General features: G+C 38.1%; 28 protein-coding genes and 1 pseudogene. 26 read left to right on the top strand and 3 right to left on the bottom strand.

Features of this window, described 5'->3' with window-relative positions; translation table 11 throughout:
• Positions 1–70: 70 nt before the first annotated feature.
• From wecB to QH639_RS24830, 22 genes are all read left to right on the top strand, one after another.
• Entirely contained in the window at positions 71–1192 is a 1122-nt protein-coding gene (gene wecB / locus QH639_RS24935) for a non-hydrolyzing UDP-N-acetylglucosamine 2-epimerase (RefSeq protein WP_131520796.1), read from the top strand.
• A gap of 536 nt (positions 1193–1728) precedes the next feature.
• On the top strand, positions 1729–2100 hold the full coding sequence (locus QH639_RS24930) for an ATP synthase subunit I (protein WP_004269472.1): 372 nt from the start codon (positions 1729–1731) through the stop codon (positions 2098–2100).
• A gap of 36 nt (positions 2101–2136) precedes the next feature.
• The gene (gene atpB / locus QH639_RS24925; protein ID WP_004269473.1) at positions 2137–2847 is read left to right on the top strand and encodes a F0F1 ATP synthase subunit A; all 711 of its coding nucleotides are present in this window, start codon (positions 2137–2139) and stop codon (positions 2845–2847) included.
• A gap of 63 nt (positions 2848–2910) precedes the next feature.
• Positions 2911–3135, top strand: coding sequence for a F0F1 ATP synthase subunit C (gene atpE / locus QH639_RS24920; protein WP_004269474.1), 225 nt, complete (start codon positions 2911–2913; stop codon positions 3133–3135).
• Positions 3136–3307: 172 nt separating this feature from the next.
• Positions 3308–3829, top strand: coding sequence for a F0F1 ATP synthase subunit B (gene atpF / locus QH639_RS24915; protein ID WP_016992759.1), 522 nt, complete (start codon positions 3308–3310; stop codon positions 3827–3829).
• The gene (locus tag QH639_RS24910) at positions 3826–4362 is read left to right on the top strand and encodes a F0F1 ATP synthase subunit delta (RefSeq protein WP_036076089.1); all 537 of its coding nucleotides are present in this window, start codon (positions 3826–3828) and stop codon (positions 4360–4362) included. The genes atpF and QH639_RS24910 overlap by 4 nt, the downstream gene beginning before the upstream one ends.
• A 28-nt stretch (positions 4363–4390) precedes the next feature.
• A complete protein-coding gene (atpA, locus tag QH639_RS24905; RefSeq protein WP_004269477.1) occupies positions 4391–5899 on the top strand; it encodes a F0F1 ATP synthase subunit alpha in 1509 nt (502 codons plus the stop codon).
• A 47-nt stretch (positions 5900–5946) separates the two neighbouring features.
• On the top strand, positions 5947–6804 hold the full coding sequence (gene atpG, locus QH639_RS24900) for an ATP synthase F1 subunit gamma (RefSeq protein WP_004269478.1): 858 nt from the start codon (positions 5947–5949) through the stop codon (positions 6802–6804).
• A gap of 51 nt (positions 6805–6855) precedes the next feature.
• The gene (atpD, locus tag QH639_RS24895) at positions 6856–8271 is read left to right on the top strand and encodes a F0F1 ATP synthase subunit beta (protein ID WP_004269479.1); all 1416 of its coding nucleotides are present in this window, start codon (positions 6856–6858) and stop codon (positions 8269–8271) included.
• 24 nt (positions 8272–8295) lie between these two features.
• Positions 8296–8703, top strand: coding sequence for a F0F1 ATP synthase subunit epsilon (locus tag QH639_RS24890; RefSeq protein WP_016992762.1), 408 nt, complete (start codon positions 8296–8298; stop codon positions 8701–8703).
• Positions 8704–8784: 81 nt separating this feature from the next.
• On the top strand, positions 8785–9024 hold the full coding sequence (locus QH639_RS24885) for a DUF1146 family protein (protein ID WP_004269481.1): 240 nt from the start codon (positions 8785–8787) through the stop codon (positions 9022–9024).
• A 469-nt stretch (positions 9025–9493) separates the two neighbouring features.
• Entirely contained in the window at positions 9494–10804 is a 1311-nt protein-coding gene (gene murA / locus QH639_RS24880; protein ID WP_036076091.1) for a UDP-N-acetylglucosamine 1-carboxyvinyltransferase, read from the top strand.
• An 81-nt stretch (positions 10805–10885) separates the two neighbouring features.
• Positions 10886–11824, top strand: coding sequence for a stage II sporulation protein D (gene spoIID, locus QH639_RS24875; protein ID WP_237899270.1), 939 nt, complete (start codon positions 10886–10888; stop codon positions 11822–11824).
• Between the two features lie 37 nt (positions 11825–11861).
• Positions 11862–12539, top strand: a complete 678-nt coding sequence (locus QH639_RS24870; protein ID WP_048395635.1) for a M23 family metallopeptidase — start codon at positions 11862–11864, stop codon at positions 12537–12539.
• Positions 12540–12695: 156 nt separating this feature from the next.
• A complete protein-coding gene (locus QH639_RS24865; protein WP_004269485.1) occupies positions 12696–12956 on the top strand; it encodes a sporulation transcriptional regulator SpoIIID in 261 nt (86 codons plus the stop codon).
• A 210-nt stretch (positions 12957–13166) separates the two neighbouring features.
• Positions 13167–14162 (top strand): rod shape-determining protein, encoded by a 996-nt coding sequence (gene mreB, locus QH639_RS24860; protein WP_004269486.1) that lies wholly within the window; start codon positions 13167–13169, stop codon positions 14160–14162.
• Positions 14163–14183: 21 nt separating this feature from the next.
• Positions 14184–15017 carry a flagellar hook-basal body protein gene (locus tag QH639_RS24855; RefSeq protein ID WP_237899271.1) on the top strand — a complete coding sequence of 278 codons (834 nt, stop codon included), beginning with the start codon at positions 14184–14186 and terminating at the stop codon, positions 15015–15017.
• A gap of 24 nt (positions 15018–15041) precedes the next feature.
• A complete protein-coding gene (locus QH639_RS24850) occupies positions 15042–15881 on the top strand; it encodes a flagellar hook-basal body protein (RefSeq protein WP_237899273.1) in 840 nt (279 codons plus the stop codon).
• Positions 15882–15928: 47 nt separating this feature from the next.
• Complete coding sequence (locus QH639_RS24845) at positions 15929–16219, top strand: DNA-directed RNA polymerase subunit beta (protein WP_004269489.1); 291 nt, start codon at positions 15929–15931, stop codon at positions 16217–16219.
• Between the two features lie 56 nt (positions 16220–16275).
• Positions 16276–16719 (top strand): 3-hydroxyacyl-ACP dehydratase FabZ, encoded by a 444-nt coding sequence (gene fabZ, locus QH639_RS24840; RefSeq protein WP_131520801.1) that lies wholly within the window; start codon positions 16276–16278, stop codon positions 16717–16719.
• A gap of 147 nt (positions 16720–16866) precedes the next feature.
• A complete protein-coding gene (locus QH639_RS24835) occupies positions 16867–17250 on the top strand; it encodes a hypothetical protein (protein ID WP_004269491.1) in 384 nt (127 codons plus the stop codon).
• Between the two features lie 109 nt (positions 17251–17359).
• Positions 17360–17785 carry a hypothetical protein gene (locus tag QH639_RS24830; protein ID WP_048395642.1) on the top strand — a complete coding sequence of 142 codons (426 nt, stop codon included), beginning with the start codon at positions 17360–17362 and terminating at the stop codon, positions 17783–17785.
• Between the two features lie 277 nt (positions 17786–18062).
• Here the strand turns inward: QH639_RS24830 and QH639_RS24825 are convergent, their stop codons facing one another.
• The gene (locus QH639_RS24825) at positions 18063–18488 is read right to left on the bottom strand and encodes a YwpF family protein (RefSeq protein WP_131520802.1); all 426 of its coding nucleotides are present in this window, start codon (positions 18486–18488) and stop codon (positions 18063–18065) included.
• 297 nt (positions 18489–18785) lie between these two features.
• Here QH639_RS24825 and QH639_RS24820 point away from each other — a divergent pair, with 297 nt between their 5' ends.
• Positions 18786–19184 (top strand): single-stranded DNA-binding protein, encoded by a 399-nt coding sequence (locus tag QH639_RS24820; RefSeq protein WP_131520803.1) that lies wholly within the window; start codon positions 18786–18788, stop codon positions 19182–19184.
• 244 nt (positions 19185–19428) lie between these two features.
• Here QH639_RS24820 and QH639_RS24815 read toward each other — a convergent pair whose 3' ends face one another.
• Positions 19429–22191, bottom strand: coding sequence for a DEAD/DEAH box helicase (locus QH639_RS24815; protein ID WP_131520804.1), 2763 nt, complete (start codon positions 22189–22191; stop codon positions 19429–19431).
• Positions 22188–23762 (bottom strand): hypothetical protein, encoded by a 1575-nt coding sequence (locus tag QH639_RS24810; RefSeq protein ID WP_131520805.1) that lies wholly within the window; start codon positions 23760–23762, stop codon positions 22188–22190. Before QH639_RS24810 ends, QH639_RS24815 begins: the two co-directional genes overlap by 4 nt.
• Positions 23763–23966: 204 nt before the next feature.
• Between QH639_RS24810 and QH639_RS24805 the strand changes: the two genes are divergently transcribed.
• From QH639_RS24805 to QH639_RS24795, 3 genes and pseudogenes are all read left to right on the top strand, one after another.
• Positions 23967–24443 (top strand): IDEAL domain-containing protein, encoded by a 477-nt coding sequence (locus QH639_RS24805; RefSeq protein WP_004269498.1) that lies wholly within the window; start codon positions 23967–23969, stop codon positions 24441–24443.
• 502 nt (positions 24444–24945) lie between these two features.
• Positions 24946–25605: a ribbon-helix-helix domain-containing protein gene (locus QH639_RS24800; RefSeq protein ID WP_131520806.1), complete on the top strand. Its 660-nt coding sequence runs from the start codon at positions 24946–24948 to the stop codon at positions 25603–25605.
• A gap of 256 nt (positions 25606–25861) precedes the next feature.
• Positions 25862–26693, top strand: a pseudogene (locus QH639_RS24795) (flagellin N-terminal helical domain-containing protein).
• The last annotated feature ends 24 nt before the right edge of the window (positions 26694–26717 follow it).

The following is a 26717-nucleotide window of genomic DNA, read 5'->3' as shown; positions in this document are numbered from 1 at the left end:
GGTAAGTAATCCTTCATCAACAGGAGATTGGTCTTACCATACAATAACAAAAAGGACGGTGCAGATCGTTTTGACAAAAAAATGGAAAGTAATGACGATTTTTGGTACAAGACCAGAAGCAATTAAAATGGCTCCTCTTGTTTTGGAGTTACAAAAGTATCCAAAGCAAATAGAATCTATTGTAACTGTAACAGCACAGCATCGCCAAATGCTCGATCAAGTATTAGAAACGTTTAGTATTACACCAAACTATGACTTAAATATAATGAAGGATCGCCAAACATTAATTGATGTAACGACAAACGCATTACAGGGTTTAGATCAAGTAATGAAGGAAGCACAACCAGATATCGTTTTGGTACATGGTGATACAGCAACGACTTTCATTGCAAGTCTCGCTGCGTTCTATAACCAAATCGCTATAGGCCATGTAGAAGCTGGACTTCGAACATGGAACAAATATTCACCATATCCAGAGGAAATGAATCGCCAACTAACAGGTGTGATGGCAGATTTACATTTTGCGCCAACTGAAGTATCTAAAAAGAATCTTTTAGATGAGAATAAAAATCCAGCGACGATTTTTGTTACAGGTAATACAGCAATAGACGCATTAGCAACAACAGTCAGTGAACACTACTCACATCCTGTTTTAGATAAAATCGGGAAAGATCGCATGATTTTATTAACAGCACATCGTCGCGAAAATCTTGGTGAACCAATGCGCCATATGTTTAAAGCGATTACTAGAATACTCGCAGAACATGAGGATGTTCAAGTTGTTTATCCAGTTCATATGAACCCGGCTGTAAGAGAAATTGCTAATGAAATTTTAGGGAATAATAAACGAGTGCATTTAATTGAGCCTCTTGAAGTATTTGATTTCCATAACTTTGCGGCTAATTCCTATATGATCTTAACGGATTCAGGCGGTGTACAAGAAGAGGCACCTTCATTAGGAAAGCCAGTGCTTGTTCTTAGAGATACGACAGAACGTCCAGAGGGAATTGCAGCAGGAACATTAAAGCTAGCAGGAACAGAAGAGGAAACAATTTACGCCTTAGCAAAGGAATTACTAACAGATAATAATGCCTATGAAGCAATGGCTAAAGCATCAAATCCATATGGGGATGGACATGCATCTAAGCGTATTGTTGAAGCATTGCTAGGATTTTTACAAAAAACTAATTAATATACTATATTTTATATTAAAAATAAGTCTAATGTACCTGTTGAAATGGGTAAGCTAATTTACGAGCATAATCTTGTCGTAAATTAGCTTTTTTAATGCGTGAGAAGGTTGAGAAATTTTGAAACTATGAAATTTCATACACAAATTTGTCAACAATTTGACAAGAGTATAGAGGCTGTGAAGTTTTTCTCCTTTACCAATTGACTTCAAATATCACCTATTGTATGCTTACAAAGGGTAAGAATGATAAGGGTTTCTGTTCATAAATAGGACGTTGAAACACTTGTTATATCAACTTTCTACTAAATTGACAGTTCAAAATAAGACTGTCGATTTGCAACGTTTTGTGCGTTTCGGTTTTTACCGAGTCGGTAAGGGGTGTAAGTTATTTTTTGGGCATTTACACCTGTAATTGAAATGACTCTCCCATTACTATTCCGCTGTGAGTAGTGCTTTTCACTGCTCTTTTCTGATTTCACATAGTGGTCAGCAAACGTTTTCATTACTCGAAAAAATGATTCAGGAGATTACAACCAATGCTAGATTTGCATCACATTTTTGCTGTGCAGAAGAGGGCGTTATTTTTTTTGCTTGCACTCTGCGCATTAGGCTGGGGATTTACCCCCTATCAAACTGTTTTTGCGGGCATCGCAGTCGGTGCATTCTTTGGTACGTATAATTTTTGGATTTTAGTTCGACGTATGGAGAAGTTTGACAGATCCATTAGTGAAGGGAAGAAAATAGGCTCACTTGGTACAGCGCTTCGCTTTGGATCAGGTGTTGCGGCAGTCGCAATAGCCATTTCGTTGCCAAACTATTTTCACTTAATTAGCACGGTTATAGGGCTAATGATTCCGTACGTTTTTCTCTTTGTCGAGAGAATTGTGTCACATGTAAGGAACCGCTAATGTGCTTTAAATTAGAAAGAGAGGTGAAAAATAACAATGAATCATGAAGCTCCGTTACTAGAAGTCGGTTTTTTAACATTTAACTTATCAACAGTTATGATGTTACTAGTTGCAGCAATTATCGTATTTTTAATTGCCTTTATTTCAACTAGAAGCCTAAAGTTAAAACCTACTGGTATGCAAAACTTTATGGAATGGATTATGGATTTCGTTAAGAATATCATTAAAAGCAACATGGATTGGAAAACTGGTGGTCGATTCCACGTTCTAGGCATCACACTAATTATGTTTATCGCAGTATCTAACTTACTAGGTCTTCCTTTCTCAATTGTCTATGGGCATGAGCTATGGTGGAAATCACCAACAGCTGACCCTACAGTAACGATGACATTAGCAGCAATGATATTAGTCTTAACGCATTTCTATGGTGTAAAAATGAAGGGTACAGGTCATTATGTTGGTACATTCTTCAAACCAATGTCATTCATGTTCCCACTTAAAATAGTAGAAGAATTTGCAAACACATTAACATTAGGTTTACGTCTTTACGGTAACATTTATGCGGGTGAGATTTTACTTGGCTTACTTGCAGGTTTAGCATCATCAGGTGCTGTGGGATTCATCGGGGCAATCGTTCCTATGATGGCATGGCAAGGTTTCTCAATTTTCATCGGCTTTATCCAAGCCTTTATCTTCACAATGTTAACAATGGTTTACATGGCTCATAAAGTGAGCGATGACCATTAATATAAAGCATATACCCTATGCTTGAACAACAAAAACAAACAATTCCAAGGAGGAAATTTTCAAATGACAGGTTCATTAGGTTTATTAGCAGCAGCAATCGCAATCGGTTTAGGTGCACTTGGTGCAGGTATTGGTAACGGTCTTATCGTATCAAAAACAGTAGAAGGTATCGCTCGTCAACCAGAAGCTCGTGGCGTTCTTCAAACTACAATGTTCATCGGGGTTGCATTAGTTGAGGCCCTACCGATCATCGCAGTAGTAGTAGCATTCATCGTAATGAACAAATAATTCAGTTGAACACTGAATTTTACTAGTGGCGAAGCAGGATTCTCCAGATGAAACTTCGCCCTTCATTTTGGAACTGATAAAAGCTATGTGTAAATATAGCTTTTTAAAATAGGTAGTTTTTTAGTCACTAAATTATGTTGAAGTTAAAGCTCTTGAAGGGAGTGAAACAATCGTGTTTTTAGATAATCTTGTACTAGGTGCAGGCGGTGCTTCGTTAAATAGTGGAGATATCATCGCAACATTAGTTATTTTCATCGTATTAATGTTACTACTTAAGAAATTCGCTTGGGGTCCACTTATGGGCATTATGCAACAACGTGAAGAATTAGTAGCGAGTGAAATCGAAGCAGCTGAAAAAGCGCGCAAAGAATCGCACCAATTTTTAGAAGAACAAAAGAGCCTTCTTAAGGAAGCTCGTACAGAAGCACAATCGATTGTTGAGGGCGCTAAGAAGCAAGGCGAATTACAAAAAGAAGAAATTCTTACTGTAGCTCGTAATGAAGCAAATCGCTTAAAAGAATCGGCTTTACGTGAAATTGAGTCTGAAAAAGAAAAAGCTATTGCAGCTGTACGTGATGAAGTCGTTTCATTATCTGTACTTGCAGCATCTAAAGTCCTTAGCAAAGAGATTTCTGAGGCAGACAACCGTGCTCTAATTGAAGAGACGATTGCGAAGGCAGGGGAAGCTCGATGAGTAATTCAACTGTAGCAAAACGTTACGCTCAAGCGCTTTTTGAATTGGCGCAACAAAAAAATATTCTTACTGAAGTTGGAGCAGACTTAAGTGAACTAACAAAAGTAGTAAAAGAATCTCCTGATTTTTTAACGCTTTTAAATGCACCTAAGTTCTCCGTTGAACGAAAAAAACAAATGGTAGCTGATATCTTTAACGGTGCAACACCAGAAGTTTTACACACTGTTCAACTTCTAGTTGAGAAAAAACGTGTAAACGAGATGACACAAATTGCTAAGGCATATGCTGAACTTGCTGCGCAAGCACAAGGCACTGCAGATGCAACAGTATTTTCAACACGTGCACTTTCTGCAGAAGAAAGCGCTAATATTTCAGCAGCGTTCGCGAAACTTGTTGGAAAACAATCATTAAATATTACAAACGAAGTTGATCCATCTTTACTTGGTGGTATTCGTGTTCAAATCGGTAACCATATTTATGATAGCTCAGTAGCAAACAAACTAGAGCGTCTAAAACGTGAATTAATCGGTTAATAATTTAGAAATGTGAGAGGTGACATACATGGGCATCAAGGCTGAAGAAATCAGCAGTCTGATTAAACAACAGATTGAGAATTATGAATCTGAACTTAAAGTAAGCGAAGTTGGTACAGTTATCCGTATTGGTGACGGTATTGCTCTTGCTCATGGCCTCGACAACGCCATGGCTGGAGAACTACTAGAGTTCTCTAATGGTGTTATGGGTATGGCTCAAAACCTAGAAGAAGGTAACGTTGGTATCGTAATCTTAGGTCCATACACTGACATCAAAGAAGGCGATGAAGTTCGTCGTACAGGTCGTATCATGGAAGTACCAGTTGGTGAAGAACTAATTGGTCGTGTTGTAAACCCACTTGGACAACCAGTGGATGGACAAGGTCCAATCAACACTACAAAATCTCGTCCAATCGAAAGTCCAGCTTTCGGTGTAATGGCTCGTAAATCAGTACACGAACCACTACAAACTGGTATTAAAGCGATTGACGCATTAGTGCCAATCGGTCGTGGTCAACGTGAGTTAATCATCGGTGACCGTCAAACTGGTAAAACATCTGTAGCTATCGATACAATTCTTAACCAAAATGACCAAAACATGATTTGTATCTACGTAGCAATCGGTCAAAAAGAATCTACTGTACGTGGTGTTGTAGAAACTCTTCGTAAACATGGCGCTTTAGATTACACAATCGTTGTGACAGCTTCTGCTTCTCAACCAGCTCCATTATTATTCTTAGCACCATTTGCAGGTGTATCTATGGCTGAAGAATTCATGTTACAAGGTAAACACGTATTAATCGTGTATGATGATCTTTCTAAACAAGCATCAGCTTACCGTGAACTTTCACTTCTTCTTCGCCGTCCTCCAGGTCGTGAAGCATATCCTGGTGACGTTTTCTACTTACACAGCCGCTTACTTGAACGTGCTGCGAAGTTAAATGAAACATATCAAAATGGTTCAATTACAGCTCTTCCATTCGTTGAGACACAAGCTGGGGATATCTCTGCATACATCCCAACTAACGTAATCTCAATCACTGATGGACAAATCTTCTTACAATCTGACTTATTCAACTCAGGTGTACGTCCAGCGATTAACGCCGGTCTTTCTGTATCACGTGTAGGTGGATCTGCTCAAATTAAAGCGATGAAAAAAGTTGCGGGTACACTACGTCTTGACTTAGCTGCATTCCGTGAGCTTGAATCATTTGCTCAATTTGGTTCAGATTTAGATAAAGTAACACTTGCTAAACTTGAGCGTGGTAAACGTACGGTTGAAGTTCTTAAACAAGACCTTAACAAACCACTAAAAGTTGAAAAACAAGTTGCAATCCTTTACGCATTAACTAAAGGTCACTTAGATGATATTCCAGTACAAGATATCGTTCGCTTCGAATCAGAATTCTTAAGCTGGTTAGATTCAAACCACACAAACGTTTTAGATCATGTTCGTACTACTAAAGAGCTTGCTCCTGATGCGGATTATGAAGCAGCAATCAATGCATTCAAAAAAACTTTCGCTAAATCAGAATAAGTCTTAGCTAGTCACTTGATTAAAAAACAGAAGGTGGTGAAATACCAGTGGTAAACTTACGCGAAATTAAAGGTCGTATTACTTCAACAAAGAGTACGAAGCAAATTACAAAAGCAATGCAGATGGTTTCTTCTTCTAAGTTACGTCGTGCAGAGCAAAATGCTAAAGCTTACGTTCCTTACATGGAAAAAATTCAGGACGTAGTAGGCGCGATCGCTTCAGGGACAAAAGACAGCGGACATCCAATGTTAACTGCTCGTCCTGTTAAGAAAACGGCTTACTTAGTCATTGGTTCTGACCGTGGTCTTGCAGGTGCTTACAATTCAAGTATCCTGCGTCAAGTACAACGTACGATTAACGAGCGTCATAAATCAAAAGACGAATACGTTATCTTAGCAGTAGGTCGTGTAGTTCGTGACTACTTTGTGAAACGTGATCATAATGTCATCAGTAATGTTGTCGGTCTACCTGACCAACCAACTTTTGCTGATATTAAAGAAATCGCTCGTAATGCTGTTGGTATGTTCATTGATGGTACGTATGACGAACTTTATATGTACTATAATCACTTTGTCAGCGCTATTGCTAGCGAAGTGACAGAGAAAAAACTTCTTCCATTAACAGATATTGCCCCTGCAAGCGGTACTGCTTCTTATGAATTCGAGCCATCTGGCGAAGCAATTCTAGAAGTGTTACTTCCACAATATGCGGAAAGCTTAGTTTATGGCGCATTATTAGATGGAAAAGCAAGTGAACATGCTTCTCGTATGACGGCTATGAAAAATGCAACAGATAACGCAACTGATCTTATTTCAGACCTTTCTTTGCAATATAACCGTGCACGTCAAGCGGCGATTACACAAGAAATTACAGAAATCGTTGGTGGAGCTGCAGCCTTAGAATAGGCAAGCAGCTTCCCAATGTCGTATAAGAATACGATAGGAGGGTACACAGTAATGAATAAAGGACATGTTATTCAAGTAATGGGTCCAGTTGTTGACGTTAAATTCGACAATGGCCAATTACCAGCAATCTATAACGCTTTAACAGTTAAGATTGAACGTCCTAATGAAGAACCAACAATTCTTGCATTAGAAGTTGCGCTTCATTTAGGTGATGATTCTGTTCGTACAATTGCGATGTCATCTACTGATGGCTTACAACGTGGAGCAGAAGTAACAGACTTAGGAAAAGCTATCTCAGTACCAGTTGGTGAAGTTACACTAGGTCGTGTATTCAACGTACTTGGAGAAGTAATTGACTTAGGTGAAGAAATTCCAGCAGACGCACGTCGTGATTCAATTCACCGTGAAGCACCAACTTTCGAGAATCTTTCAACTACAGTTGAAATTCTTGAAACAGGTATCAAAGTAGTAGACTTACTTGCACCGTATATCAAAGGTGGTAAAATCGGTCTATTCGGTGGTGCCGGTGTAGGTAAAACTGTATTAATCCAAGAATTAATCAACAATATCGCACAAGAGCACTCTGGTATCTCTGTATTCGCTGGTGTAGGTGAGCGTACTCGTGAAGGGAACGACTTATTCTTCGAAATGAGCGATTCAGGCGTTATCAAGCAAACAGCGATGGTATTCGGTCAAATGAACGAGCCACCTGGTGCACGTATGCGTGTTGCTTTAACTGGTCTTACAATGGCGGAATACTTCCGTGATGAGCAAGGTCAAGACGTACTTTTATTCATCGACAATATCTTCCGTTTCACACAAGCAGGTTCTGAGGTTTCTGCCCTATTAGGTCGTATGCCTTCTGCGGTAGGTTACCAACCAACACTTGCAACTGAAATGGGTAAACTACAAGAGCGTATCACATCTACGAACAAAGGATCTGTAACTTCTATTCAAGCGATTTATGTACCAGCCGATGACTATACTGACCCGGCTCCAGCTACAACTTTCGCCCACTTAGATGCAACAACTAACCTTGAGCGTAAATTATCTGAAATGGGTATCTACCCTGCGGTTGACCCATTAGCTTCGACTTCTCGTGCATTATCACCTGAAATCGTAGGCGCTGAGCACTACGCAATTGCTACTGGTGTACAACGTACAATCCAACGTTACCGTGAATTACAAGATATCATTGCAATCTTAGGTATGGATGAATTATCTGATGAAGATAAACAAACAGTAGAACGTGCTCGTCGTATTCAATTCTTCTTATCACAAAACTTCCACGTAGCGGAACAATTCACTGGTCAAAAAGGTTCTTATGTACCTGTAAAAGAAACTGTTCGTTCATTCAAGGAAATCCTTGATGGCAAATGGGATCACCTACCAGAAGATGCTTTCCGTCTAGTTGGTTCAATTGATGAAGTAGTTGAAAAAGCGAAAAGCATGGGCGTAGAGGTTTAATACTAGGGACGAGGAGGAAAAAATATGAAGACAGTTCTAGTCAATATTGTCACTCCCGACGGCCCAGTATACGATTCTGAAGTATCAATGGTAATCGCTAAAACAACTTCAGGAGAAATCGGTGTTCTTGCAGGCCATATTCCAATGGTGGCTCCACTTGCAATTGGTGCAGTGAAGCTTAAAAAAGAAAACGGTTCGACTGATATTGTTGCTGTAAGCGGTGGTTTCATTGAAGTTCGTCCAGAAAAAATCTCAATTTTAGCGCCGTCTGCTGAAATTGCTGAAAACATCGATGTTCAACGTGCTAAAGAAGCCGTTAAACGTGCTGAAGGACGTCTTCAAAGTAAACAAGACAACATTGATTTCAAACGTGCTGACCTAGCATTAAAACGTGCGTTGAATCGTATCAACGTTCATGAGGGTAATATCTAATTCATTTTTAACGGGCAGATATCGCATCTGCCCGTTTTTTAAGGTGAACAAACATATTGAAGGAGAAATGGAGGATGCTATATGGAGATATATGAAGCAATTGGACAAGAAGCTTTATTGGGTATTTTATCCCACCTATTTTTTATTGCTATTACTTTTTATGCTTTACAAGCTTTTATGATCGAAAAACTCTTTAAAAAGAATCGAGTTTTTCAAATTCAACTAATTTATATTTTACTTAGTATTGCGATAGGCTCAGCAGTATCTAATTTCTTTCTTCAAATATCTAGTTGGTCAGGTAAACTTCCTTATTTATTTTAAAAGAATTCGTTTCTTTCTTTCTTTCATAAATTTATAGGTCTACATACTTCAAAGGACTTTATAATACCATTTGTGTGGCCCTTTGAACTATGTAAAAAGACGCTAATACATTAAATTCTTATGAATTTTACGCTATTAGCTATCAAGATACCCATTGATAAATGTACGATAATAGGTACCTTCCACTTCATTTTTTATAGAAAAAAGTGAAAAGTTGTTTTTTATTCATATATCTTTGGGTATGTATTAGAAGCGAACGGGTTATTGGTCATTCACAAAAAAAATTTAGCAGCGTACAATAAATAAATAGCAAAAAATCTAATAATGGCTTAAAATAGTGATTTGGACGCTTGAACGAGCGTTAGAAAAGTTGTACTATAGAGTTGTTTGTTTACTGATTATGACATTATACTTCTTTATTAAAATAAAAATTTGGTAGGTTAATAGATTGAATTCGGAGGGACATAGGGTGGATAAAATAATAGTGACTGGCGGCCAAAAACTACAGGGAAAAGTACGTGTAGAGGGCGCAAAAAATGCAGTGTTACCAATCCTTGCAGCAGCTTTACTTGCTTCAAAAGGAGAAAATGTAATTAAAGAAGTCCCTAATTTAGCAGACGTCTTTACAATAAATGAAGTACTTAAAAGTTTAAACGCAGCAGTTACATATATACCTGAAGATAATGCCGTATATATAGATGCAACAAAAGAACTTTCAAGTGAAGCTCAATTTGAATTTGTTAGTAAAATGCGTGCATCTATTTTAGTAATGGGATCTCTACTTGCTCGTAATGGCTATGCTCGTGTAGCACTTCCTGGAGGCTGTGCAATTGGATCACGTCCGATTGAATTACACTTAAAAGGCTTTGAAGCAATGGGTGCAAAAATTTCATTTGGCCATGGCTATGTTGAGGCGAAGACAGAGGGTCGCTTAAAAGGGGCTAATGTGTATTTGGATTTCCCAAGTGTTGGGGCAACTGAGAATATTATGACAGCGGCATCTTTAGCTGAGGGGACAACTGTAATTGAAAATGCCGCGAAAGAGCCTGAAATCGTGGATCTTGCAAACTTTATTAATAGTATGGGTGGCCGTGTAATCGGTGCGGGTACAAATACGATTCGTATCGAAGGAGTCGATACATTATATGGTGTAGAGCATCATATAATTCCTGACCGTATTGAAGCTGGTACATTTATGGTAGCAGCAGCTATTACGAGAGGAGATGTGGTGATTGAAAACGCAGTTCCTGAGCATATGACTGCTTTAATAGCTAAAATGCGTGAGATGGGCGTAGAAATTACTGAGTTGGATGAAGGAATCCGTGTACGAGTTCCTCAAACACTAAAAGCAGTTGATATCAAAACAATGCCACATCCTGGTTTCCCAACAGATATGCAATCACAAATGATGGCGTTAATGCTTACTGCTGAAGGTACGAGTATTATTACAGAAACGGTATTCGAAAACCGTTTTATGCATGTTGAGGAGTTCCGTCGCATGAATGCTGGTGCTAAAATAGAGGGACGTTCTGTGTTTATCGAGGGGCCTGTGGATCTTCAGGGAGCTGAGGTAATGGCAACGGATTTACGAGCTGCGGCTGCATTAATTTTAGCGGGTCTTGTATCAGAAGGAATGACACGTGTCACAAAACTTCATCATTTAGATCGTGGTTATGTTGATTTCCATGGAAAATTAGCATCTCTTGGTGCTAATATTGAACGTATTACAGAAGAAGTAGTGACAATTGAAGATGTAACAGTTGAATTGCCTACAAACTAAATAGATTGTAAAACCCTTTGCTTTTTGTGCAGAGGGTTTTTGTTTTCTCATAACTACAAGAAATCTAGCATATTATTTCTTATGAAAAAATGGATGATTAGTATAGGTGTCATTTGCTTGATTGGGGCATTATATATGCTTCCTATAGTAGGGTTCAGTGAAAGACAAGAGGCTATCATACCTCAAGCTAGTGATAAGAATGCTTGTGAAATATTTATAGAAGTGGAGGGGCAAGAAGAAAAAATCCCTTTGGAAACGTATATTACAGGGGTAGTTGCTGCAGAAATGCCCGTTTCTTTTAAAAAAGAGGCACTGAAGGCACAAGCTATTGCAGCCCGCACATATGCGTTGAAAACGACAAATTACGGTAAAATTGCGATTGCTCCAACTGTGGCAAAGCAAGTCTTCTATGATGAAGAACAAAGAAAGGCGAATTGGGCTAGCAATTTCCTGGGAAATGAAAAGAAAATTGTCGAAGCTATCAATGAAACAAAAGGACAAGTTATTCTTTATAATAATGAATTGATTACAGCCATGTTTCATTCAACAAGCAATGGTAAAACAGAAAGTGCTTATGGATATGGTGGAAATGATATTCCATATTTGCAAAGTGTTACAAGTATATCTGATCAAACATCTCCTAAGTTTGAGGCTGAGCAAGAATGGACATTATCTCAATGGAATAAGCTCTGGCCTATACAATGGCAACCTAGTGATTTTAACCGTATCCAGTTATTTTATAATGATTCTGGGCGAGTAGAACGTTTACAGCTAGGGAATAACGTCTGGACAGGAAGAGAGGTAAGAACGCTCCTTGGTATTCCATCAACTGATTTCACAATCATCTTTAATGCCAATAAAAGAAAGGTTCATGTGAAAACCCAAGGCTATGGGCATGGAGTGGGCATGAGTCAGTATGGAGCTGAGGCAATGGCAAATGAAGGGAAAACAGCTGCCGAAATTTTACACTATTATTATCAAGATATTGAAATAAAAAAAATAGATGCATGTTTAAAATAACTTCTAGTTGTTCACACTGCAACTAGAGGTGATGAAAATGAGAGAGGATAAAAATAATAAAGCTTCTCAAAACCAAGATCCAAATCAAAAGGAAAATGGCCAATTACAAAAGAAACCGTGGTTTTGGCCAGTAGTTTACACAGGTGGTGCACTTGTTCTAGCAGGATTGTTATTTGGTTACAATAGTCTCGTATCAAAAGTAGAAGAGGCTCCTTTACCAGATTTAGCTGAAGTAGATCCAGGTCCTGTAGTGGAAACTAATGCACGAACTGAAAACATGAAGTATCCATTCAAAGAAGAGAATTTTAGTAAAGTACAAGTCTTACAAGAATTTTACGAGTTAGAGGCAAATGAAGAGTCTCGTGAAAATGCACTAATGGTATTTAATCAAACATTTACTACATCTTCTGGAATCTCTATTGCTATGAATGGTGAAGAGTTTGAAGTACTAGCTGCTATGAGTGGTAAAGTACTAGAGGTAAAACTAGACGCATTTACAGGCAATAAGATCGTGATCGAGCATCCAAATGGTATGCAGACACATTATAGCTCTGTGAAGGATATCGCTGTTAAAGAAGGCGATGAGGTTACACAAGGTCAAGCATTAGGAAAAGCGACAGACAACGAGTGGAATCAAGCGGCTGGCGTCCACATGCATTTCGAAATTCTTGAAAACGGAAAATATATCAATCCGAAAAAATTACTAGCTTTTTAATGAGAAAAGCTAGTAACGCATAAAAAGTCAGCATTTTATCAAGAAAATGCAAAACGTGTTCTGAATAGCTTTGTCCTCACATAAGGTGAAGAAATGCGCAAATGTGCATCTGATTGCCAAAGCATTTTGTGAAATTGTGTGGAAAGGACGAAGAACGTGCATGAGCACATTCGGAAGCGCTGCATACGCCTCGGTGAATTACTGATTGAGACGCGTGAGACTGTGCGTGTCCTCGCGAAAATGACTGGTTATTCAAAAAGTACGGTGCACAAGGATTTAACAGAGCGATTACCAACAATTCATGAAGGATTAGCTGACCAAGTGAAAGAAATACTCGCCTACCATAAGGCCGTACGTCATATTCGCGGAGGAGAAGCAACGAAAAACAAGTGGAAAGAAAGAGCGAGTCAAGAATGATTCGTTCTTTTTTGTTGTGTTGGACAAGCATAAGTGGTGATTTTCTAAGGAATAGTAATTCTATATTATAGCCGTTCACTGCCTAAAAAGAAAACAGTCTTATTCACTAAATTTAGGTGAAATTACCAATAGAATATGATAAAATATTCTAGATAAAGAGATAAAATGAACGTTATGTAGTTGGAACTGGCGGGAAGGAGAAATTATAAAATGTTTTCGAAAGATATTGGCATTGACTTAGGGACTGCGAACGTATTAATCCACGTTAAAGGAAAAGGGATTGTCCTCAATGAACCATCTGTTGTGGCGATCGATAAAAAGACAAATAAAGTATTAGCGGTAGGGGAAGAAGCCCGCCAAATGGTAGGGAGAACGCCAGGTAATATCACAGCTATTCGTCCACTAAGAGACGGAGTCATTGCAGATTTTGATGTGACAGAGGCGATGTTAAGACATTTCATCAATAAATTAAACGTAAAAGGATTTTTGGCGAAGCCACGCATATTAATTTGTTGTCCAACGAATATTACGAGTGTTGAACAAAAGGCAATTCGTGAAGCTGCTGAAAAATCCGGCGGTAAAAAGGTATATTTAGAGGAAGAGCCAAAAGTAGCAGCAATAGGTGCTGGAATGGATATCTTCCAACCAAGTGGAAATATGGTAGTCGATATCGGGGGCGGAACAACAGATATCGCAGTTTTATCAATGGGTGATATCGTAACAAGTGAATCCATTAAAGTAGCAGGCGATGTGTTTGATAACGATATTTTGCAATATATTAAAAAAGAATATAAATTGCTGATTGGTGAACGTACTGCAGAGGCAATCAAAATGACAATAGGTACAGTTTTCAAAGGTAGTCGCAATGATACAATGGATATTCGTGGCCGTGATATGGTAACAGGTTTACCACGTACAATTACAATTGAGTCTGAAGAAATTGAACGTGCACTACATGAATCAGTAGCCATGATAGTCCAGTCAGCTAAAAATGTCTTAGAAAAAACACCACCTGAACTATCAGCCGATATCATTGATCGTGGAGTGATTATAACTGGTGGCGGGGCATTGTTACATGGAATGGACCAGCTATTAATAGAAGAGTTAAAGGTACCGGTTTTCATTGCAGAGAGACCTATGGATTGTGTAGCCATTGGTACAGGTATCATGCTTGAAAATATTGATCGTGTGCCAGCATCCTTATAAAAATAAAATGAGGTGATTTCTTTGTTTAAAGGATTTTATACAGTTGCAACAGGTATGATCACGCAACAAAGAAGAACAGAATTACTTACCAATAATTTATCAAATGCAAATACACCAGGATTTAAGGCAGATCAATCTACGATTCGCTCATTTCCAGATATGCTAATGTCTAGCATTGGAAAAACAAATGCTCCTGCTCACCAACAAGCTGGCGCTGAATATATGAGTCAAGTAGGAGCTTTAAATACAGGGACATATTTACAAGAAACATTGCCAAATTACATACAAGGCCAAATCTATAACACTGATTTTACAACAGATATGGCATTGATTAATGGAAACTTACCACAAAATGAAGATGGGGTTATGGGTTCAATTTTCTTCCGACTAGAACATCCTGCTGGTGGTGAGGCTTACACACGTAATGGTAATTTCACGTTAGATGGGCAAGGCTATTTAGTTAACGGTCAAGGATTATATGTACTAAATGATGCTGGGCAACGTATCCAGCTACCAAATGATGATTTCCGATTAGATGAAAGTGGCGCTATCTTTGTAAATAATCAGCAAGTGGCTCGTGTTGGTGTATCATTTGCCGCAAACCCGAACATGCTACAAAAACAAGATAATGGTCTTATTCGTACAGAAAATGGTGAGAACTTGCCAACAGCTTATGGAGCGAATGGAGTTTCCTTTACACTACGCCAAAACTTTTTAGAAGGGTCAAACGTAGATTCTAGTCGCACCATGACAGATTTAATGACGGCCTACCGTGCATTTGAAGCAAATCAAAAAGTATTACAAGCTTATGATCGTAGCATGGAAAAGGCTGTGAATGAAATCGGAAAAATTTAATGGGCGAACAGGAGGCTTTTATCAATGCTACGTACAATGATTACAGCTACAAACACAATGGGGCAATTGCAAAACAAACTGGATACAATTAGTAATAACATTGCTAACAGTAATACAACGGGCTATAAAACAAAGGAAGCATCCTTTAATGAATTACTTTATCAGCAATTTAATAATGATAAGCAGGATCGAGCAGAACGTCAAACGCCTGTTGGTATTCGCTATGGATCTGGTGCAATGGTTGGGCAAATTAAATCCAATGAAAAGCAAGGTTCATTACAAACAACTAATCGTGATTTAGACTTAGCTTTCACAAAAGCAAAACAATATTTCAATATTTTGATGCCAGATGGTGAAAATGGAACTAAAACAGTGTATACTCGACAAGGTGACTTTTATTTATCTCCATTGAATAATGGAACAGCTATGCTTGTAACAGCAGAGGGTTATCCAGTAGCGAACGCTGCAGGACAAGCTATTACATTACCAGACACGGTTCAAAAGTTTGCTGTTCGAGATGGTGGCGTATTAGAAGCATCTTATCCAAATGGGGATATTATTCGTACGGATTTAGCTGTAACAGAATTCCAAAAACCGCAATTAATGGAACATGTTGCTGGTTCTTATATGGAATTACCAAATAATTTAGCTGAACTTGGCTATACGCAGGCAGAAGTTTTGACAGAGCTTGTGGGAGCCAACCGTCAGCAAATTGGCATGCAAAGTGGTACACTAGAAATGTCCAATGTTAACCTCTCAAAAGAAATGACAGAACTCATTCAAACACAACGTTCTTATCAATTCAACGCAAGAGCGGTGACATTAGCAGATCAAATGCTTGGACTAATTAATGGCATTCGATAGGAAGTTATCCAAAAACGCATAGTTAGGAATGAAGAGGAGTACAATCTATGACAAACGATTCACGTCGACGTTCTGTGCCGACACAAGAAACCGATACGCAACCGCAACCAGAAAAGAAAGAACGCCGCTCTACTGGAGAGCAACGCGAGGTTCGATGGGTGCAAATCCGACTGATTCCGATTTGGTTACGCATTGTAATTGTTCTCATTTTAGTCGTTGTTGCCGCAGCATTAGGCGCAATGTTTGGCTTTAGCGTTATTGGAGAAGGCAATGCTATGGATATTTTTAAACGAGAAACATGGCAGCATATATTTGATATTATGAATGGTAAAGAATAACATTATTCTTTACCTTACTTTGTGTATACATACTTAATTTTTGAGGGGGAAATGACATGTTAACAGCAGAACAAATTCAAGCAATTTTACCACACCGCTATCCTTTTTTATTCGTAGATCGCATCATTGAATTAGAAGACGGGAAACGTGCAGTAGGATTAAAAAATGTTTCAATTAACGAAGATTTTTTTAATGGGCACTTCCCAGGTTATCCAGTTATGCCAGGTGTATTAATTGTGGAAGCTTTAGCTCAAGTAGGTGGAGTGGCTTTATTAAATGCTGAAGAATTTAAGGGTCGTTTAGCGTTTTTAACGGGTGTTGATAATTGTCGTTTCAAGCGTCAAGTTGTACCTGGCGACCAACTTAAATTGGAAGTAGAATTTGTAAAACTTCGTGGTGCAATGGGGAAAGGTCATGGTGTAGCAACTGTAGATGGAGAACTTGTATGTGAAGCCGATATTCTATTTGCAATTGGGCCTGAACAGCCTAAACAAGCTTAATTTGCATTTGTAGACCAAAAGATATAAAATAGATAAAGTCAAGTCAAAAATTGATTAGTAGGTTCTTAAATTGCGATGGTAAATAAGCGATTGTGAATTGAAATAGATGTAATTTTTAGGTTTTACAAACGTAGGAGGATTATTAAGATGTATAAGGAATTGTCTTCAGGTATTAAAATTAGCATTACTCGTTCGATTTCAACATCTTTTGAAACATACTTAGCAAGTATTGGTTGGGATGAAGAGCGCTTTTCCATGGAAGACTTCATTGCAAGCTGGCAGACTTATTTTCAGGAGAATGCCGCATGGATCGAAAAAATCCCTGCTGATACATTGATGAGTGCACAGTTTCATGAAGAAATGGCACAAAAAATCGATGAGGTTATTGCCAAAATTTTAAATGAAGAACCAACAGCACAGCAAGTCGAAACAATCGAGGCATTGCAAAAAGAGCTAGGCACAAACTATAGCTACGACTGTAAAGCAGAGGCAGCATATATTGAACAGTTATTAAAAGAAAAACAAAAATAGTTTGTACAAAAATCGGATAGTTCCCTCCTTTCTCGGGCAATCTATGTAGGATCACAAATACAGTAGATGTATTTGGTGACATAGTACCCAAGAAAGGAGGTTTTTTACTATGTGGAAAATGTCATTTTTAACCATCATTCTTGCAACTGCATTCCTTGGAGGTTGTAACTGGGGAAATAATGCAGTAGAAGATCACCCTGTTCGAGAAGTCGAGAATGACGTACGTCGAGGAGTCGACGATGTCGAGGACGCATTAGATCCGAATAATCGTGACGATGCATACGATCGCAATAATGTAAATGGGAATGGTGTAGATCGAGGTACTGTTAACGATAATACAACATTACCTGAAGCAACAACACCTGGTTCAAATGCCGATATCAACAGCACAAACGGCTATGACAACACACCAAATGCAAACGGTGTAAATGGTGTTGAACGTAATGACAACATGAACGGTAACAATAATAATGATGTTGTCGACGATAAAGTAAACAACACTGAAAAATACCGTGATGGTATGAATAACCGATAACATAAAAAGAGTGTTTCCTCTGCGGAAAACACTCTTTTTTATACCCATGGAAGCGGGAAATGCCAGAAGCAGAATACTCATGAAGGGTAACTAATCACTAATCAAGCATGGCCCTGAGAAAATTCCTATACTCCTATAATGACAAAACGAACATCTCCAACAGCCTTAAAGGCCTCCCCCTCATAGCAATAACCAAATGTAACCCAGCATCTTTAATTGTATTGTCCAGTAAACATAACAGTTGTCCAACAAAAAAACGATGCAAAAATTCGCATCGCTAGTCATTTTTTAATTTGGGCCGCTTTTTCATATCTTGTGTAAAGCGATCCAGTAAATCCTCTAAAGAAACACCCTCAGCAAGTAGCTCGGAAAGTAATTGTTCTGCATATTTTGATCGTTTAATTTTAAGCGTACCTTTTAATAGGACTGAAACATGATCACCGATTTCTTCAACCGTATGTACGATTACCTGAAAAGGAGCGGGTTCATTATCTGGAAATGAAATAACTGCACGTACATTGAAGACGGTAGCATTCGCTAAGAGCTCATCAAAGGTTGAGCGATATTGTTTTTCCATAAACAATTCAAGTACCCATGATTGATGGCTATTTTCCTGATTAATAATGATGCCATCGATTAAAGGGAATGGTTGCACGCCATCTTTCGTGACAAGGTCAAAGGAAAGCATTTTAAAAGTTTTCAATATGTATATTCCTCCTAAGTCTGTCATTCTTTTAGTATAACACATGAGGCAGCAGTTGTTTGTGATGCGCACCTGTGACGGTTTTTCAAAAACTGCGAAATTGCAGATTTCATGAAATAGCATTTGCCATTACAGCCTAAAGCATTCAGCTAAAAAATGAATAAAAAATAGAAAAATAAAAATGCCAATTTACCCAATTTATGCACAAAAACTGAAGGAAATTAACAATACTGATTTTTGCGAATGCTGGAATCATTTTGTAAGATGAGAGCAATCAAAAGCAAAGGAGGTGAATGAATGAATCAAGTCGGATTGGTTGGAAGGTTTACAAAAGATCCGGTGTTACGTTACTTATCTGGAAATCGTGTGCAAACTCATTTCTCACTAGCCATTAATCGTAATTTTAAGAACAATCAAGGAGAAGTAGATACAGATTTTGTTTTCTGTACAGCTTGGGGAAGGCTTGCAGAGAATATCGTTAAATATTGCGGTAAAGGTTCATTAGTCGGTGCCACTGGCCGTATTCAAACAAGGTCATTTGTAAATGAGGAAAGCACTAAGATTTTTATGACAGAGATAGTGGTTGAAGATGTTAGATTTTATCAACTTAAACAAAGAGATAGTGACGAAGCAGTTACGGTACCGCCGCAGCCACCGAATGAACAGGAACACTTAAAGGATTTTGTTTTACCTTAGCAAGTATAGTTTACATACGGGGCAAGAGAACATTCATTGTCTGATCCGCCATTCTCCTTATATTTCTTGCACCGTAACAAACAGAAAGGAGTGATGTGTAACCCTAATAAAAATTGCTGAAGACCGCACAGCAATGAAATTTTCAACACAACTAAATACGAATAATGAAGTAAGTAGGGAAAAGAAGTAGCAAGTTCCACTAAAAGAGCGCCAAGAACTATTTGCTCTTGGCGCATCTCATTTATTATAGATCTAATGTTATTAAATCGCGGAGTTCTTGATCTTCTAACTCGGTCAACCATTGGCTTGATTGAATAAGCTCCTCAGATAATGCAGATTTCTGCACCAGCATCTTATCAATTTTTTCCTCGATCGTGCCAATTGTCACAAACTTATGGACCTGCACAAATTGTGTCTGTCCTATTCGATATGCTCGATCTGTCGCTTGGTTTTCAACAGCAGGATTCCACCAGCGATCTGCATGTAAAACATGATTAGCTGCTGTTAAATTAAGTCCTGTTCCACCAGCTTTCAAAGAAAGGATAAATATAGGAAAATCTCCTGCCTGGAAAGCCTCTACTAAGCGGTCTCGCTGCTGCTTAGGCATGGCACCAGTTAAAAACGGTGCATCTACATTATATATTTCACTAAAGCAATGTTGTAGCAATTGTCCCATTCCAATATATTGTGTAAAGATGAGGCATTGCTCTCCATTGTCCACAATCTCAGCTGCCATTTGTACAATGCGCTCTAGTTTAGTCGAACGCGCAAGCATTGTTTCGGCATCCTCGAAAGGTTCCTTTAAATATAAGGCAGGATGATTACATAGTTGCTTTAATTTACTGAGCATCTTTAAGACGCGACCCTTTTTTTGAAAGCCTGTTAACTGCTCCAGCTGATCAAGCGTCTCTAAAATATAGCCCTCATAGAGTGAAGCTTGCTCTGTTGTTAATGGACAATATTCATTCGATTCTAGCTTATCTGGTAAGTTCAGCTGTAAATGTGGATCTCGCTTTGTACGACGCAATAAGAATGGCTGAATTTTAGCTCGAAGCTTCTGCTTATGCGACTCTGATTCGTCTCGTTCAATAGGCAAAATAAATTCTTCATTAAAGCGACCAAAGCTACCTAGATAGCCCTTATGAATGAAATCAAAAATAGCCCATAACTCAGATAAACGATTTTCTACAGGTGTCCCAGTAAGAGCAATGTGATGGTCACCTAGCAATTTACGAATGGCTTTCGATTGTAAAGTTTGCATATTTTTTATGTTTTGTGCTTCATCAAGTACTACCGTTGCCCATTCGATATCCTGTAAAAATTCAGTATCCTGTGACACAGTACCATAGGTTGATAAAATGACATGTGGCCTTTCTGCAGTCACTAGCTTTTTAAACTCTTCATCCTTTGCTCGATTTGCTTGATAATGTGTATGCACAATCAGGGACGGGGCAAATCGAGCAAGTTCTTTTTGCCAGTTCCCAAGTACTGAAGTGGGACAAATAATGATGGATGGCTTTGTGTAAGTTGATGACTCATAAATATGAAGCAAATAGGTAATCAATTGAACCGTTTTTCCAAGGCCCATATCATCAGCTAGACATGCACCGAAACCTTGTTGGCGCATAAAGACTAACCATTCAAAGCCCTCTAATTGATAAGGGCGTAATTCGGTTTGTAGGGACAATGGAATCGAGACGGCAGGCAAGCCTTTCTTCTCCAAAAGTTGCTCCATGTATGATTTTAATGATTGTTGTATTTCCAATGCAAAGATTGGATCATCTCTCAGTGCATCATCTGCATCTTCTTCCTCAAGAGGGGCAGACAGGTCTTCTGGTAACTCCCTAAATAATAATTCTCGAACAGTCCAACTTTCATCTTCTGCCTGTTGCATCAATTCACGCATTTCTTGCATCCAATTAGCATCTACTCGGAACCATTCAGTGCCAATACGAATAAATTCACGTTTCTCATCCACAAGTTTTTTAAATTGCTCAGCTGAAATCGTTTGTCCGTTCATAGAAAACTGCCATTTAAACGTTAAAATATCATCTAAACCTGCTACCTTCCTTGTAGAAACATTGCTAGTTGTAACGCGTACTCGAATTTTGGATTGTTTTAAATCCTTTAGCCATGCTGGCAGTACAACATCAAAACCAAGTGCCTGCAATCTAGCAAGATCCTCACGTAAAAAAGAGCGAACTTCTAAATCTTCCAGTGTCGCACGAATAAAGATATCACTATTGATTGTATCGGTGGATAGAAGTTCTACAATTTGCTGTTGTTGCTGCGTAATTTCAGTTGCAAACATTCGCCACTTTGTAGGTAGTGCTTCTTCTATAGGTAAGGATTGTTTACGAATAGCAGGTGTCCAGTAGTTTTTTGTTGTAGCAGTGCTTAGGACAGTTTCTAATAACCATACATCGGCATCTTCTTCTGGCTCACTTAACCGTAAAGAAACGGAAACGGCTCCCGCTTGACGAGCTTGATCCAATGGCCAGCCTCCACGTAGGAAAAAGGGAAGTAACTTTGGTAAATCAGCTAGTATTAGCCCAACCTGTGAAAGCTTCTGCTGTACAGCTGTTTCCAATAATGCTGAATCTACATGATCAATAGGGAAAGTTAATGATGAAAAATCATCTGCAATCACAGCATGTGACCAAAGTGATGGCTCTTGCCAGTATGCTTGTAATGCGTAAACTTTTTTTAACCATTCTATACTTTCTTCATTTGCACCACTCCAATTGATGAAAGGGTGCTGGAAGCTTGTTGAAAAAATATCGAGTAACTCAGCTGTAGAAACTTCAATTGTAAAATCAGCTCGATTTGTTAATAATCCATAAACATTTGCCTCATAAGTAAAGAATAGCGAAGAAATTAATGTATCAACATCGATTGTTGTACCATTTGCAGTAAAACCCTGCAACGTAAAATATCCTTCCCGAGCTACTTCAATACGGAGCTGTTGTGTTTTGGAAAAAGGGGAAGGAGCATTTATTGTCATCATACTAAGTTTCCTTTCTCAATTTCTTCTTGTAACGCACGCAGTCGTTTATATTCTGCACGAATGGTTTGCATATATGTTTCAAAATAAGCTGCTTTACCAGCTCGCTTTGCAGCACTTCGCATACTTTTCCAAATACGCACAGCCTGTTTATAATTTAAGCGTGATTTTTGCGCAATTTCAGCCATTGCATAGACATGATATAAAGGTAAAACAGTTGCAGGTTCAACCTGTAATACATCCTTTAATCCACACATTTCTAAGTAGGAGAGGGATGATGGGTTTAGTTGATGTAGAGCTGCCCATTCCCGATAGCGACCTTTTTTAATTAAAAAACTTGAGAACGGCTGTAGTCCATACACACCAAAGGCACTATACAGCATTGCTTCCTCTTCCTCCGAAAGCTGAATCTCGTCAAATAAAAGTTGAAATTGCCTTACGTATTGGGCACGCTGAACGACTGGAACGACCTCCTGTAGAAATACTTCAGTCAAAGGTAAGATTGCTCGTAAAATGACTGCTAATGAATAGAACTCTCCGGCACGCTGAGCAAAAGTAGCTAGTTCAAACAAATCCTGCATTTGTGGTAAATCAATCTGTGCCAAACTTTCAAGCAATAAATCCTCTTTCTGTAATAGCACATAAAATAATAATTTTAGTGATTGTAGAGAAATTTCTGCTGAAGAGTGAACAAGATTATTTATAAATGCCAATTCCTGTTCACGTCGAGGCTTCTCATAAAAAAGCACTGCCCATAGTAGCATGTATAGACGAAGGCGATTCGCGAAAAGCCCTTGTCTTTCTAATAAAAATTCCCTTACTAGCTCTTGGATGGCATCATAAAATGGATCTGTCGCAAATAGTCGTGATCGATTAGAAAGCTCTGTAAGAATGCTCTCAAAAGATTGTGTGCTTTGCTCGATAAAATATTTCATATAAGGTGAATCTAACGAATGTCCAGGTGTTTCGTTTAAATGCCGCCATATCGAATTAAAAATGGCTAGCTCCATATAGAGCTTATAAAGAGGTTGCCATTCACGCTCAAAGGGCATATGTCGACGAAGACGCTCCAAAGCATCGGTTCTTACAGCGGAAAGCCCATAGCCTTCTAGTATGCGCCCAGGTGGTAATAATCGTTTCATCACCTCATCCACCATCATTGACCAGCTTTGCGGGCTGCGTTCATCTGCTAAAGATTTTAATTGTACTGATTTTTGTGCACGCCAAGCACTCGACCAATTTTGAACCGAGTCAAAATATTGGTAGAGAGCGAGTAAAGCACCTACTTGATGTCGACACCATTTTGCTTGAGGACAGCTACAATGTAGCTCTTCCTTTGAAAAATCAATTTCAACAGAAGCGGGTCTGACATCTTGAACACTTGCATATAATATAGAACTTGCTCCATTAAATCGTTCAAAAACAATGGATTTATTTCTTACTGAAAAGACAGCACGGCGCACTAGTTCCTCATCTTCGGTAGAGGAAGGATGTAACCCTTGTTCAGCTTCTTTTAATTTTGTCAGCACAAATGCTTGATGCTCCTTAGCTAATTGCGATATAGACAATGCCATAACCTCACTCCTTTCATCATGTATGGCTATAGTTAACATTGTTAAATGTAAAAAGGAAAAAAAGACTGTCCTTCCATTATACGATTAAAATGCAGTAATGATAAGCTGAATGATCAGAAAGAAAAAAATGAGGTAAAGATAGTTAACAAGACTTTTGATTTGTGTTAAAATCTGAATAATCAGATAACTAAGGAGGGATGAAGGATGATGCAAGTTCAATACATGAAGCCGTTTTACACAAAAGTTACGGGAGATAAATTACGTCTCGTATTTGCTTATCAATATTTCTCTATTTTAAAAGAGAATGAGATTTTCCATTTCATTCCCATAGAAGGTAAAGAGATGATCATCAACATGAAGACACAGCAGATTGAAAATTTATCTGAGGTTTTTGTTTTCCAAAAAGGAAATCGCTTTATTCGGTTACCACTTTATCAACTATTGCTTATTACCAATGTTCATGAGCATTTAGCACCAATACTTGAAAGCGCTACACCAAAGCAACAAATTCCGATGGTTTCTACTGTGACAGTCGGTGAAATCGATCAGCTTATTGCAGAGCTAGAGGAGAAAAATTTGGATCATTTGATTGATCAGGCATTACTAGAGAATGATAAAGAACTCTTTTTCGAATTGCTACAGCAAAAGAGCCATCAACTTGGGGGTTTCAAAATTGAATAGATGGAATGTCCAGTAAGCACCTACTTATCATAAATGACAAGCAGGTGCTTTTATTTTGTATACGCTGATGTGATTAATCTTACTATAGCTATTAATAGTGAATTGCCAAACAGGACTGGCTAACAGTGTTGAATGCGCCACTTCAGGATGTTTCTTGAGCGAAATGTAAGCAATATATGACGTAATTATCAATGTTCTTGTTAAAACTCAATAATTTTTACTATGGAAACACAATTGTCACAATACAAAAGTTAGTCGCAAAAAAAGATGAAGTATATTGTAAAGCATGTTAACCATTAGGTCTTAACTTTAAAAAAGAAACGAATTAAATTCCCCTTATTATGTTGTTTTACATATTAATACGTTCATTTATTGACTAAGATGTTCCATTTTATAGCGCATAATAAATTAATATTATAATAAATATGTATTGTGATATTAATTCACATATGTATTAACATATGATAGTATTGAGGTATAAAATGATATAGGGGGCTTTAATATGGTTAATTCACTCCAAGAAAGTATAAGAAGGAAATTGAGTGCAGGAAAAGAAGAAGGTGCTAATAAGCAAATTTCTCTTACACTTAATGAACACACACTGCAAAAGGCAGATGCTATTGTGGAACAATTTAAAATATTAACAGACGGTAATGGAGATTTACCTTCTTCTCGTAATCAACTAATTGAAGATGCTATTGAAGAATATGTAAATGCTGCATCAGATGTATTATTAAAAGATTATATGATCAACATAGAGGAAACTATGGATAAAGATGCCGATGATAATGAAGATTCAGCTGTAAGTACAGATTGGGATTTATTCTTTTGCCCAGCAAGAAATGAGGGATTTGAAGAAGTATTTTTAGGAAAAAATCAGTGGTATTCGGTTCGTATTGCATCTTGGCGCATTCCTCAAATAAAATATATTGCTTGTTATCGAGGGGCTCCTTATAGTGCAATCACCCACTATGCGAAAGTAAAAGAGATCAAACTATACGATGATGGAAAGTATATTATTTATTTTGATGGAGAAGCAATCCCTTTGGAAAACCATGTTATTCTTGGGAATAGTAATGTTATGACAGTAAGAAAAACACGATATACAAGTTTGGAAAAACTGAGAAGTGCTACAGAAGTATCTGAACTTTGGTTAGACTAATAAAAACGGTTTAATAATTCAATTGACGAAAAGGCTATCAAAAATTAAGTGATAGTCTTTTTTGACTTCTAAGAAATATTTAAGGATTTATATAAAATAATTCATTTCAAATTTCCAATTGCCTTAGATTAAAATTCATTTAGTTATATTTTCACTTTCGATTATACCAATTACTCTTTTTTAGAAAAAAATTACAGTCCATTGATTAGTAGAGTAAAGAATAGAACGATATATAAGTCAAGAAGGTGGTGAAATCATGCTTGGTAAGTGGTCAGCAACAGGGATGGCAATCCTGAATAATATGAATCGTCATTATGGGGCGATGAGTAAAGCTATGCTCCGAATTTCTTCTGGATATCGAATTAATAGTGCCGCAGACGATCCAGCTGGACTGGCGATTTCTGAAAAAATGCGTGCTCAAATTCGCGGCTTGAATATGGCAGCTAAGAATATACAGGATGGTATTTCGCTTGTGCAGACGGCAGAGGGGGTACTGAATGAGACACATGCCATGATTCAGCGAATGCGTGAGTTAGCAGTGGAGGCAGCCAATGATACATTAACAGATGATGATCGTAAAAAATTAGATTTGGAATTTCAGGAATTAAAAAAGGAAATCCAGCGCACATCGACCGATACCGAATTTAATACGAAGACATTACTCAATGGGGATTATGAAACAACTGGCATCAAGATCCAAGCAGACGCCAATGCAGGGCAGAGTATCGAATTATTTATCAACGGGATGGGGTCCGAGGCACTTGGGTTGAAGGATGCTTCCATTACTACTCGTGAGGAAGCGGAAAAAGCCATGTCTTCGATGGATGAAGCCTTAAAACGTGTTTCTAATGAGCGCTCACGTCTTGGGGCCTATCAGAACCGCTTGGAACTATGCCTATAATGCCAATGTGAACACGGCTGAGAATTTACAAGCAGCAGAGTCTCGTATTCGAGATGCAGATATCGCAAAAGAGATGATGAATATGGTGAAGGCGCAAATTTTAATGCAAGCAGGTCAATATGTTTTAGCCATGCATATGCAACAGGCCCAGTCCATTTTAAAATTATTAGAAGTAGGAAAAAAATGATGAATTTCAATGTTAATTGAAATT

The organism is Lysinibacillus sp. 1 U-2021, assembly GCF_029916965.1.
GTDB classification, from domain to species: Bacteria; Bacillota; Bacilli; order Bacillales_A; family Planococcaceae; genus Lysinibacillus; species Lysinibacillus capsici.
The sequence above is the reverse complement of the archived record's forward strand: the minus strand, read 5'-3'. Positions and strand labels throughout refer to the sequence as shown.